This is a genomic window from Pedobacter sp. GR22-10 (assembly GCF_026239715.1).
In the GTDB taxonomy this organism is placed as follows: domain Bacteria; phylum Bacteroidota; class Bacteroidia; order Sphingobacteriales; family Sphingobacteriaceae; genus Pedobacter.
This window is the reverse complement of record NZ_JAPIVR010000004.1, coordinates 445950-458885: the sequence shown is the minus strand read 5'-3', so window position 1 is coordinate 458885 and position 12936 is coordinate 445950. Positions and strand designations below refer to the sequence as shown.

Annotated in this window: 10 protein-coding genes; 7 read left to right on the top strand and 3 right to left on the bottom strand. The window is 38.5% G+C overall.

Annotation, left to right across the window (positions count from 1 at the left end):
• Window positions 1-94 precede the first annotated feature (94 nt).
• A complete protein-coding gene (locus OQX64_RS18560; protein WP_265819879.1) occupies window positions 95-1624 on the bottom strand; it encodes a pseudouridine synthase in 1530 nt (509 codons plus the stop codon).
• 266 nt (window positions 1625-1890) lie between these two features.
• On the opposite strand from OQX64_RS18560, the gene OQX64_RS18555 reads away from it, so the two are divergent.
• Together OQX64_RS18555 and OQX64_RS18550 are read left to right on the top strand one after the other, a co-directional pair.
• Window positions 1891-2676, top strand: a complete 786-nt coding sequence (locus tag OQX64_RS18555; protein ID WP_088301885.1) for a lytic transglycosylase domain-containing protein — start codon at window positions 1891-1893, stop codon at window positions 2674-2676.
• Window positions 2677-3151: 475 nt separating this feature from the next.
• Window positions 3152-4195: a ferredoxin--NADP reductase gene (locus OQX64_RS18550; protein WP_265819878.1), complete on the top strand. Its 1044-nt coding sequence runs from the start codon at window positions 3152-3154 to the stop codon at window positions 4193-4195.
• Window positions 4196-4244: 49 nt separating this feature from the next.
• On the opposite strand, the gene OQX64_RS18545 is transcribed toward OQX64_RS18550, so the two are convergent.
• Both OQX64_RS18545 and OQX64_RS18540 read right to left on the bottom strand, forming a co-directional pair.
• Complete coding sequence (locus tag OQX64_RS18545) at window positions 4245-4661, bottom strand: PIN domain-containing protein (RefSeq protein ID WP_265819877.1); 417 nt, start codon at window positions 4659-4661, stop codon at window positions 4245-4247.
• Window positions 4658-4906: a DUF6364 family protein gene (locus OQX64_RS18540; RefSeq protein ID WP_265819876.1), complete on the bottom strand. Its 249-nt coding sequence runs from the start codon at window positions 4904-4906 to the stop codon at window positions 4658-4660. Before OQX64_RS18540 ends, OQX64_RS18545 begins: the two co-directional genes overlap by 4 nt.
• A gap of 160 nt (window positions 4907-5066) precedes the next feature.
• Between OQX64_RS18540 and OQX64_RS18535 the strand changes: the two genes are divergently transcribed.
• The 5 genes from OQX64_RS18535 to OQX64_RS18515 all read left to right on the top strand — a co-directional run bounded on the left by OQX64_RS18535 (window position 5067) and on the right by OQX64_RS18515 (window position 12880).
• Window positions 5067-6026, top strand: a complete 960-nt coding sequence (locus OQX64_RS18535; protein ID WP_265819875.1) for a hypothetical protein — start codon at window positions 5067-5069, stop codon at window positions 6024-6026.
• 112 nt (window positions 6027-6138) lie between these two features.
• A complete protein-coding gene (gene uvrA / locus OQX64_RS18530) occupies window positions 6139-9054 on the top strand; it encodes an excinuclease ABC subunit UvrA (RefSeq protein WP_265819874.1) in 2916 nt (971 codons plus the stop codon).
• Window positions 9055-9083: 29 nt separating this feature from the next.
• Window positions 9084-9851 (top strand): TatD family hydrolase, encoded by a 768-nt coding sequence (locus OQX64_RS18525; RefSeq protein WP_265819873.1) that lies wholly within the window; start codon window positions 9084-9086, stop codon window positions 9849-9851.
• 386 nt (window positions 9852-10237) lie between these two features.
• The gene (locus tag OQX64_RS18520) at window positions 10238-11257 is read left to right on the top strand and encodes an asparaginase (RefSeq protein ID WP_088301892.1); all 1020 of its coding nucleotides are present in this window, start codon (window positions 10238-10240) and stop codon (window positions 11255-11257) included.
• 207 nt (window positions 11258-11464) lie between these two features.
• The gene (locus OQX64_RS18515) at window positions 11465-12880 is read left to right on the top strand and encodes an MBL fold metallo-hydrolase (protein ID WP_265819872.1); all 1416 of its coding nucleotides are present in this window, start codon (window positions 11465-11467) and stop codon (window positions 12878-12880) included.
• Window positions 12881-12936: the final 56 nt, after the last annotated feature.

The window sequence follows — 12936 nt, the reverse complement described above, 5'->3', positions numbered from 1 at the left end:
CTTTAGCAACAAATATGAGAAAAATTTGTTGAGGCAATTCCTAAATTAATTTAATGACAAACAAAAAAGGCAACCTTTACGATTGCCTTTAAAATTATTTTATTAAGTGTTTAATCTGGATCAGTTCATGATCTTCTAAATAACGCCATCTGCCACGAGGCAAATCTTTCTTCGTTAAATTGCCATAAACTACGCGGTCTAACTTATCTACGCTATAACCTAAATGTTCGAAAATACGGCGAACAATCCTGTTTTTACCACTGTGAATCTGAATGCCGATTTCTTTTTTCGTTCCACCCGCTACATAAGAAATGTTATCCGGTTTAATCAATCCATCTTCGAGTTCTAAGCCGAAAGCAATTTTATTCAGGTCTCCCTGCGATAATGCTTTGTCTAGTTCAACATTGTAGATTTTAGTGATTCCGTTCTTTGGATGCGATAATTTATCAGCCAGTTCACCGTCATTCGTCATCAATAATAATCCTGTTGTATTGCGATCCAGGCGGCCAACCGGATAAATCCGTTCACGGCTTGCTTTATCCACTAACTGCATGACGGTACGGCGTTCCTGCGGATCATCTGTCGTGGTAATATAGTCTTTTGGTTTATTCAGTAACACATAAACCTTTTTCTCACGCTTAAGCAGCTCACCATTATAGCGCACAAGATCTTTCGAAGGATCTACTTTATGACCTAATTCCGTAACAGCTTCGCCGTTTACAGAAACTACGCCGGCAGCAATAAGTTCATCAGCCTTACGGCGCGAGCAAATCCCTGCATTGGAAATATATCTGTTCAGGCGAATTAAGCCTTTGTCTTCATTTGTTTTTCGTGCTGGCGCAATAACAGTTCGCTCCGGACGGTTAAATTCGGTATCTCTTGGTTGTGTCTCTTCACGTTTTCTAAACGGACGAGTGTCACCTTCTTTTGGTTCTCTAGGTTTTACATCTCTTGAACTTCCGGCACTTGGCTTAAAGTCATCAGTTCTTTCACCTCTCGATTTGTAATCTCTGTATCCGCCTTCTCTGGGTTTGAAGTCGCGGTCTCCACCTCTTGATTTAAAATCCCTGTCGCCAGTTCTCGGTTTAAAATCTCTCGAATCTCCATCCTTAGACTTGAAGTCGCGTTCTCCTGTTCTTGGTTTATAATCTCTTGCTCCACCATCTCTTGATTTAAAGTCTCTATCGCCCGTTCTTGGTTTATAATCTCTTGATCCGCCATCTTTTGATTTAAAGTCACGATCACCCGTTCTCGGCTTGTAATCTCTTGATCCGCCTTCCCTGGGTTTGTAACTGCGTTCTTCTTTTGCTCCGGTGTCTTTAGATTTAAATTCACGATCGCCAAATTTAAAGCTTTGTGGCTCTGCATCTTTTGATTTGAAATCTCGCCCGCCTGTTCTTGGTCTGGAATCTTTTCTGTCGCTAAATGATTTTGATTTAAAATCTTTACCCTCTGAACTTCTAGGCCTGAAGTTGTCTTTTGAATCAGATGATTTGTTGAATTTGTTGTCTCTGTCGTCTGATCTTTTTCTGTCAGATCCGGCTGAATTACTTCTGCCATCAGTTTTCCGGCTACCCGGTTTGGACTTGTCATCCCGACTGTTCCTGTTGTTTTTATTTATCATGATACGCTTTTAACCGCATCCTGAAATGCGGGTTGCAAATTTATGAAAAATTGATGAGTATTACAATATTGAGCAGGCAGAAAATTAGATAAAAAAAATAGCCTCTAATATAGGTAATATCGGTCAAAATTCAAAATTTAAAATCCACGTTTAAAGCACTTTAGCGCCTGTTTTTTGAGCTTAATTGTGTAACTGTTTGATAATGTGCTTATTATTTTTTAGCTTTGCCGACGTTTTTATATAAGTTCACCAAAAAAAGGAGGAAAATGTTAAAGAAACACATCGTACCAATTGCGGTAGTGGTTACACTATTTATCTTGGCAAAAGTGTTCGCTTACCAAATGCCCTTAGCACAAAAAAGTCTTTTAAAAAAAGAACAATTACACACTACAATACCAACAACTCAACGCCTGAAAGTTGAAAAAAAGGAGGTTAAGCCTCAATCTTTAATGGCTCAGTTGAATTTCGCGGATGAAACCCTGCCTTTAGGCGATAAAAAGGTGGAACGCAAAATGAAAAAAATCCTTGCCGCACACACTTACGGCAACACGCAGACAAATCGTTTGCATAAAAAGGCAAAAGAATGGTTTCCAGTGATAGAGCCGATTCTTGCTGCTTACGGAATTCCTAATGATTTCAAATATTTGGCTTTGGTTGAATCTGGAATGGCAGCTGGCGTATCTCCAAAAGGTGCAGCCGGAATATGGCAGTTTATGCCAGGCACTGCACGTTCATATGGTTTAAAAGTAAATGCTGATGTAGATGAACGCTATAATTTGCGTAAATCAACCATCGCAGCCTGTAAATACATTAAAGAAATGTATAAAGGTTTAGAGAGCTGGACATTGGTGGCTGCGGCCTATAATGTTGGTGACGGACGTTTACGCAGGCAAATCAGCAATCAAAATCAGGATAATTATTATAAAATGAGGCTAAACCGGGAAACCGGCCGCTACGTTTATCAGGTGATCTCGATGAAACAGATTGTGGAACATCCGAAACGCTACGGATATCAGAAAAAGCGTGTGCTATTGGCTTACAACGCCGAATAATATAATTAAGATAAAGACAAGCATTTGGTAAGGCGCTCCGATTTCTGAATCGGAGCGTTTTTTTTGAAGATAATTACAAAGATTTTTTGATTTCACAGATTTCGGTGTGAGTGTTTGTAGTGATATTGAATAAATCACTGACCATCAAATTGTTTTTTTAAAGTTTAAAGCGCCTTCTAGGTTAGTAATGAACCAATTATTAATGAGATAAAGTTTCTTTGCCTAGGAAGCACAAACTTCCACGGAATTATTTTTTAACTTTCTAAGTCTATTGCCCAATTTCTCCGATCGCCGTTCTAATAACGAATAAATGATTTTGAGCCATAAACGGATTTTTTCAGCGTGTTTACTATCACCCTAAACTTCTAACCCTTCTTAATTAAAAAAATATTTTATACAATCAAACACCCATTGGTCGAAGCTTGTTACGTCTAACGTCTAACAACTTTTCAACTCAAATCCTTTTCTTTGCACTATGTTCAAGCTTCGCATCCATAAAATCATCAATCAACCTGGTGATAACCTCACATTTCAATTTGAAGAGGTAGATCAGTCATATCCTGAATATCTAGCCGGTCAGTTTGTTTCATTGGTGTTCGAGGGAAAGAATAGAGAAGTTCGTAGATCATATTCATTCAACAGTTCTCCTGATGTGGATGAACCGCTGGCCATTACAGTTAAAAGGGTTGAGAATGGAGAAATATCCAGATTTTTGCATCATAAAACCGCTGTAAATGATGTGTTGTTTGCACAGGAGCCCCAAGGATTATTCAGCTATTTGCCTGATGAATATGTAGAACGGGATCTTTTTCTGTTTGCTGCTGGTGTGGGCATTACACCTTTGTTTTCCATTTTAAAAACAGCATTGGTAAGAGAGAGAAATTCACTAATCACACTGGTGTATAGTAACCGATCAAAGGAAGATGCCTTATTTTATAATGAGCTTTTAGAATGGCAAGCACGGTACCCAGAAAGATTAAAAATCGTGTGGATTTTTAGCAATAGTAAAAACCTGATGACTGCCCGCTTAAATAAGTTTTACATCGAGCAATTAATTAAAACACATTTACATTTCGATCGCAAACAAGCGCTATGCTATACCTGCGGGCCTATAATATATATGGATTTATGCAGGATTACTTTGCTGGGGATGGGATTCGATTTAAAACAAATCAAAAGAGAAACATTCGTTTTACCAGAAGATGAAATGGATGAAGACGATAGTTCAGAAAAAGTTGTAGATAAAAGCACATACTCGGTCATCTTGAATTTCAATGGCGAAACGTATAACCTGGCAGTTCCCTGGCCAAAAAGAATTTTAGATGTTGCCCTTGAACATAAAATCAAACTCCCTTATAGTTGCAGGGGAGGTGTATGCAGCACTTGCGTAGCTACCTGTACCAAAGGAAATGTTCGCATGGATTATAATGAAGTACTTACGGATGAAGAGATAGAAAGGGGCAGGGTGCTGGTTTGCACTGGTCATCCAACAGAAAATGGAACTACGGTGGAGTGGTAGGGTTAGATTAGTCTACTAATCAGAAAAACCGTTATTAAGTTTGATGGTTTCAGCATCCAACACTACTTAAATATTCATCAGCTGCCATAACCGGGATGGTGGAATACTTAAAATCTTTTCCATTTCTGGTGATGATGATGTTGCAACCTGATTGAATTGCTGTGAAATACTGTACAGCATCTTCAAAATCTTTAAAATTTGAATTTAATCCTTTATCAATTATTTCTTCGTTAACCTCGCATACTTTACAAAGAATTTTAAATTTTCTTAATTTGTTCAATACAGATTCTGAAGGTTCAAACTTAGTTAAAACGTATTCAACAGTTGTAAATGATAATGGAGATGCCATTAAAATGATTTTTTTCTGATCGGCCAGTGTGGCAACTTTAGCAATTGAATCAAAAAAAGGAACTCTTTCAGCCAATAAATCCAATATGACGTTGGTATCTAAAAATATTCTGGTCATTTATGCTTTTCGTCTAAGTAATCTGCACGATCTTTTTTATAGTCATAATCAGCAGGGATTTTAACACCAGATGTCAGACTCTTCACAAAAGGTGAAATCTGTAATTCATCATTATCCTGGTTGGAAGTTAAGGAGTTAAGGTAATTTTCAATTAATTTGGACAAACTTAATTTTTTATCTGAAGCATATAGCTTAGCCTTTTCAATAATTTCCTGATTGAGCTTTAATGTAAGTTTAATATCCATAGCTAATATTTGTACGTACAAATATATGTATTTATGGACGTATCAAAATATTTCATAATACTTTAATTTATTTTTCTTTTAAGAAAGAAATTAAAGTGCAGATCTGATAGCGATTTAACAAATTACAAAACCATCAATCATTCACTAACGTTTATATGGTATGATGAAAACTTTATTAACGTTTGTTTTTTCTTTTCTGTGTTTTCATCTCCTTGCGCAAGATTCCCTTATCATTAGAAATGAGTCTGCCAATAAAGAATATATCAATCTTTACAAAGAAAATGCTGATTTCTCGTATACTGCTCCGGCCGGAGAATTGGGAGCGCCATCAAAATATGTCATTAATGGGAGGGTGACCACTACCTATATGTTGGTTGGAAGTTATAAATCACCCATAGCCTTTGCCATCATTCCAGATTTTACGGTTCGGGTCAGAAATGAGTTTTCTGCAGGCGTACGTACGCCGAGTTATCGCCTTGGCGGTGCCTTATATGCAAGGCTAAATGCCAATCCGGAAAATTATCAATATGGAGAATTTGCTTTTACCCATCATTCTAATGGCCAGGATCAGGATGCTTTGAATACCGATGGCTCAGTAAATACGTTAACGGGGAATTTCAATGCCAATTATTTAACGGCATCTTATCGTTTCGGACATTTAACGGAAACAGATGCAGATGAAAGTTATTATTCCTTTAATCATCGCGTAGGTTTACAGTGGTATAAGTTTTTCAGGTATGAACCTGCTTTGGATCTGGGCTTTGGATTCACGAGAATCTTATACAATTTCTCCTGGCGAAAATATGGACTGATCGAAAGATATGCGAGAAATAAACCGAAAGTTAAAACCGAGAAAGAAACCTGGCGTTTAAATGCTGAGGTTTCCTATGCAGTGAATAAAATCCCAGCAAAGAATTTAGCGAATCTTCAAAAGCGGTTAAATGCCGAAATTAATTTTAATTATAGTCTTCCATTTATGAATAACGTCTTCCTAATGGCTGCAGTTGGCTATTATGGTGAAGATAATTATAACATCTATTTTCAGGATCATTATGGTTATCTGCGTTTTGGTTTATCATCTGGTTTCCTTCGGAATAGAAGCAAGCATTATGACAATTAATCCTTAATACAGTTTGAGTTACACTTTCATTTTGATAAAATTTTTAGCATTTTTGCGGATTGAAATCTGGCTATTTTATAAGCTGAATTTTTCCTCAACTTTTAAATAAAATATGAGCAATAAATCTATCGACCTTGGCGAGCAAAAAGATGTAGAAGTATACGGTGCGAGGGTACATAATTTAAAAAATATAGATGTTAGTTTCCCACGGAACCAATTGGTGGTAATCACTGGTTTAAGTGGCAGCGGGAAATCTTCTCTGGCTTTCGATACCATTTATGCTGAAGGCCAGCGCCGCTATATGGAAACATTTAGTGCTTACAGCCGCCAGTTTATGGGTGGGATGGAGCGCCCGGATGTAGATAAGGTTTCGGGTTTAAGTCCGGTGATTGCCATTGAACAAAAAACAACCAGTAAAAACCCACGTTCAACTGTTGGTACCATTACGGAAATTTATGACTTCATGCGTTTGCTATATGCCCGTGTGGCGGATGCTTTTTCATACAATACCGGGGAGAAGATGGAGCGGATGAGTGAAGATCAGATTCTGCAGAACATTTTTAATAAGTTCGACGGTATGGCCGTAAATATCCTGGCGCCGGTAGTAAAAGGCAGGAAGGGACATTACCGGGAGCTTTTTGAGCAAATCCGTAAGCAAGGCTATGTAAAGGTTCGTGTAGATGGAGAAATCAAAGACATTACGGCCAAAATGCAGGTTGATCGTTATAAAATCCATGATATTGAAGTGGTGATTGATCGCCTGATTGTTGATGATAAAGATAAAAAGCGTTTGTTAGATTCTGTGCAAACAGCCATGAAAATGGGTAAAGGTGTGATTAAAATTACTGATAAGGATAATCATGTTGCCCACTTTAGTAAGTTTCTGATGTGTCCAACTACGGGGATTTCTTATGATGAACCGCAACCGAATAGCTTCTCGTTTAATTCACCTTATGGAGCCTGCGACCGTTGTGATGGTTTAGGTTATATTTTTGTGGTGGATAAGGAATCAGTGATGCCCAATCCTAAGCTGAGCATTCTGAATGGTGGCCTGGCACCGTTAGGCGAATATCGGGATATCTGGATGTTTCAGGTATTGAAATCACTGGCCAAAAAATACAGCTTCTCTTTATCTACGCCGATAGAAAAATTGAGCGATGAAGTCATCAATATTATTTTAAACGGATCGCCAGATCTGATTAAGGTAGAAGTGGAATACAATAAATGGAACGTTCAAAACTATAACATTACTTTCGATGGCATCATTAAAATGCTGGAAGAGCAGAACGAAAAGCGAAGCGAGTCTGCATCTGATGATATGGATGCTTTCCGCAAGTTAAAAACCTGTCCGGAATGCCATGGCGCCCGCTTAAAAAAGGAAAGTTTGCACTTCAAAGTTGATGGTAAGAATATTTTTGAACTTTCTTCCATGGATATTAATAACCTCTTCCAGTGGTTTGAACATGTTGATGAGCGTCTTACCGATCGCCAGAATATCATTGCAAAAGAAATTTTAAAAGAAATCAGAGCCCGGATTGGTTTTTTAACGGATGTAGGTTTAACTTATTTAACACTAGATAGAACTGCCCGTACCCTTTCTGGCGGCGAGGCACAACGGATTCGTTTAGCTACTCAAATTGGCTCTCAGTTAATGAATGTCATGTACATTTTGGATGAGCCCAGTATTGGTTTGCACCAGCGTGATAATGAGCGTTTAATAAATGCCTTAAAAAACCTTCGAGATCTGGGGAACACCGTTTTGGTGGTAGAGCATGATAAAGATATGATTCTCGAAGCTGATTGGGTAATTGATGTGGGCCCGGGAGCAGGTATTCATGGCGGAACAGTAGTAGCAGAAGGCACTGCGGCACAAATTTTAAATTCTAACACCTTAACTGCAGCGTATTTAAATGGTGATAAGAAAATTGAGACGCCAAAGGTTCGCAGAAAGGGCAACGGACATAAGTTATCTATTACCAAAGCTACCGGACATAATTTGAAAGAAGTTTCTGTTGATTTTCCGCTGGGCAAATTTATTGCCGTAACCGGGGTTTCGGGTTCAGGAAAATCGAGCTTAATCACCGAAACCTTATACCCGATTCTGAACCATCATTTTTTCAGGGCGAAAAAGACACCACTTCCATACGAGAAAATCACAGGGTTAAAGGAAATTGATAAGGTGATTGAAATAGATCAGGCACCTATAGGCAGAACACCGCGTTCTAATCCTTCTACCTATACGGGCGTTTTCTCAGATATCAGGAACCTTTTTGTGCAATTGCCTGAAGCAAAAATCCGGGGTTATAAACCCGGTCGCTTTTCTTTTAATGTAAAAGGAGGAAGGTGTGAAACCTGTCAGGGAGCCGGTCTAAAGGTGATTGAGATGAATTTCTTACCTGATGTGCAGGTGCCATGTGAAGAGTGTGGCGGTAAACGATATAACCGTGAAACTTTAGAGGTTCGTTTTCGTGGAAAATCGATTAGTGATGTGCTGGATATGAGTATTGAAGATGCCTGCGTTTTCTTTGAAAATATTCCGATCATCTACCGGAAAATAAAAACCCTGAAAGATGTGGGTTTAGGCTACATCACTTTGGGACAATCATCTGTCACTTTATCGGGTGGGGAAGCACAAAGGGTTAAACTGGCCACTGAGTTATCAAAAAAAGATACCGGAAAAACATTCTATATTTTAGATGAACCTACCACCGGATTGCATTTTGAAGATATTAATGTGCTTTTAGGTGTATTACAGGAATTGGTGGAAAAAGGAAATACCATTTTGGTGATTGAGCATAATCTGGATGTAGTTAAAGTGGCCGATTGGGTGATTGATTTGGGGGAAGAAGGTGGAGCAGGCGGCGGAAGAATCTTATTTGAAGGCACGCCGGAAGGATTAATTCAGAATCCGATTAGCTTGACTGGAAAATTCCTGAAAAAAGAAATGGAATTCGATGGGCATAAGTTTGAAGTCGAGCCGGTAGAAATGAAGAAACCTAAAAAGACAGAATCGGAGAAAAAAAATTAAACCCACCAGATTTGATACTGAATACTAAAATGAATTTTACTGATACCCATACCCATTTATATTACGAGCAAGATGCCGAAAAGCAAGCGCAGTTGATGGACCGCTGTTTTGAAAATGATGTGAACAGGTTATTTCTACCCAATGTTGATATTAAATCCATTGCAATGATTAATGATCTGGTGAGTAAATATCCGGAAAATTGTTTTGCAATGGCAGGCTTACATCCTTGTGATGTAAATGAGGACTATCTGTCTGTATTGGATGAAATTTATAAAAGTATATCCGGAAGACAAATCTATGCCATTGGGGAGATCGGAATTGATTTATATTGGGATAAAACCACTTTGTCATCTCAGCAGGATGCTTTCCGCAAGCAAATTGCCTGGGCGAAAGATTTAGGTTTACCCATTGTGATTCATTGTCGCGAAGCCTTTGACGAAGTATTTGAAGTGCTGGAAAGTGAGCGCGATGAAAAGTTGCGGGGCATATTTCACTGCTTCACTGGGAATGTAGAACAGGCAAAACAAGCTATTGACCTGAACTTTTATTTAGGAATAGGTGGTGTGGTCACTTATAAAAAAGCAGGATTGGATGGTGTGTTGAGTGAAATTGCTATGGAAAATCTGGTATTGGAAACCGACTCACCTTATCTGGCGCCGGTTCCTTTTCGAGGTAAACCGAATGAAAGCAGTTATCTGATTTATATTGCTGAAAAACTGGCTGATATTTATGGCGTTTCTGTGGAAGAAATTGCAAATATTACCACAGAAAATTCTAAGAAAATTTTTGGGGTTTAAGATTTGGCCGTCTTGAAATTGATTCAGCATCTTTTTATGGTTTCTGAAAAGTTACTTGCAATTCCTTATAATAGCGGTGCTGTCATTGCTGCGAACAATTTTTAAAGTGATGAGGCAATCCTTTTAGCAGGTCTCTTTCGCATGAAAAATTGCTTCGCTGTTCCTCCCCGCAAAAACGCCCTTTTTGTTTGCATTTGTCATTTATAAATTCTATTCAGTGCACTCCCTTAAAACCTATATGATCATAATAAACGTTATTGAAACACTTATTGTTAAAATGGCAATAAAGTAAAACGATTAAGTTGTTTTTCCTGATTTTTATCATTAAAAAGCCCTTTAAATTAAAATTCTTTTAGTTTCTTTGTGAAGAGCAACCAAACCAAGTAATGACGAAAATCCTGATTATTTATACCGGTGGTACCATTGGTATGGTAAATGATCCCAGCAATGGGATGTTAATTCCTTTCGATTTCGAACAGATCAAAGAAAACGTTCCCGAATTAAGTCGTTTGGATTATCATTTAGACGTACATTCTTTTAACCCTGTTTTGGATTCATCCAATATGGATCCTGAAATCTGGAAGACGTTAGCAGAACTTGTTTACCAAAAATATGATCTTTATGATGGTTTCGTGATTCTTCATGGATCAGATACGATGGCATTTACAGCGTCTGCATTGAGTTTTATGCTCGAAAACCTGGGTAAGGCAGTGGTACTAACAGGTTCCCAGTTACCGATAGGCGAAATCAGAACCGATGCAAAAGAGAATTTGATTACTGCACTGGAAATTGCTGCCACCAAAGAAAACGGCAAGTCGTTATTCCCAGAAGTTTGCATTTATTTTGATGCGCAGCTGTTCAGGGGAAACCGTTCTATTAAATACAACAGTGAAAAATTTGAAGCCTTTCGTTCCCCAAACTATCCGGTTTTAGCAGAAGCAGGTGTACATCTTCAGTTCCATACCAACTACGTATTAAATGCACCAGAAGGTAAATTGACCTTGCATACCAATTTTAATTCAAATATCGGGGTTTTAAAACTCTATCCCGGCATTACACCACAGGCCGTTTCAGCCATTGCTGATTCGAAAGTAGATGCCATTATTTTAGAAACCTTCGGATCCGGTAATACCACTACAGCACAATGGTTTCTAGATAGTTTGCGCCAGGCCATCCTGAGTGGGAAAATCATTATTGATATTTCTCAGTGTAAAAAAGGCTCGGTACACCTCGGTCGTTATGAAACAAGTCGGGAGCTTCAAAAAATGGGCGTTCTAAGTGGTTACGACCTTACTTTTGAAGCTACGGTTACCAAACTGATGTTTGTAATGGGGTTAGGTTTAACCATTGTGGAAAGCCGTAGATTGATGGAAGAATCGCTTCGTGGTGAATTGACTAAAGATTAATATAAGTCAACATCTGAGCGATATTCTAAGTATTGACAACTTTTTGATGCATGATGTTTATAAAAGTTGTCAATGCTGATTCGTAAAACTTCTGCAATTATGATCATCATCATTTCAGTTATTCACATTTAGCCCTATTTTTGAGGCAAGATATTTGATTCAGGGGTTTTCTTGATACCTGATACCCAAATTTGATACTCCAGAAAAATGAAAATAGAACAAATATACACGGGTTGTTTAGCCGAAGCTGCTTACTATATAGAAAGCAAAGGGGAAGCGGCTATCATCGATCCATTAAGGGAAGTTGGAACATATCTGAAAAAAGCTGAAAAAGCCGGCGCAACCATTAAATATATTTTTGAAACGCATTTTCATGCAGACTTTGTTTCCGGACATGTAGACCTTGCCGAAAAATCTGGCGCTACAATTATTTACGGTCCTACAGCTAAAACAGGATTTAAATCGCACATCGCCCATGATGGAGAAAAATTTCAAATCGGAGATGTTACCATAACCGCTTTGCATACCCCTGGCCATACCTTAGAATCTACCACTTATTTATTAACGGATGAAAATGGTAAAGATCACTGTATTTTTAGTGGTGATACACTTTTTATTGGTGATGTAGGTCGACCTGATCTGGCTCAGAAAGGGAATTTAACCATGGAGGATCTGGCTGGTATGCTTTATGATTCACTCAATGAGAAAATAAGACCACTTTCGGATGATGTGACTGTTTACCCGGCTCACGGCGCAGGTTCAGCTTGTGGTAAAAGCATGAGTAAGGAAACTTTTGATACGTTGGGTCATCAGAAACAGGTTAATTACGCTTTAAAAGCACAAACAAAAGAGCAGTTTATAAAAGAAGTAACGGATGGAATCATGCCTCCGCCACAATATTTTGCTAAAAACGCAGCCATTAATAAAGGAGGCGTGGAAAGTATCGACGATGTCTATGAAAAGGGAATGAATGCTTTAACACCGCAGGCATTTGAAGATACCGTTAACCAAACTGGTGCAATTATGCTCGATACGCGTGATCCACAGCTATTCGCCAAAGGTTTTATTCCTAACTCCATCAACATCGGTTTAAACGGGCAATTTGCACCTTGGGTGGGGGCATTAATTACTGATTTACAACAGCCTATTTTATTAATTACTGACGAAGGTAAAGAACAGGAAAGCATTACGCGCTTAACCCGGGTAGGTTATGACAGTACCATTGGATATCTGGATGGTGGTTTTGAACGCTGGACGGATGCAGGTAAAGAAATCGATCGTATCGAATCCATTTCTGCAGAAGCTTTTGAACAAGCTGTGCAGGAAAATGAAATTACAGCATTGGATGTTCGTAAACCTGGCGAATATGAAGCAGAACACCTGGAATTTACATTAAGCCGTCCGCTTGATTTTATCAACGACTGGATGGGCGAAATTGATCCTAAAGCAACTTATTATATTCATTGCGCTGGTGGTTATCGCTCCATGATTGCGGCTTCAATTTTAAAATCCAGAGGTGTTGAAAATGTAATTGACATCGCTGGCGGATATGGTGCACTTAAAACCACAGGCTTAAAAAGAACTGATTTTGCCTGTCCAAGCAAGGCCATGAAAGTTAGTTAGTTTGAACAACCTAAGAGCATCTTACCACTGTTCATTTATTTTACACGCTAAGCTTA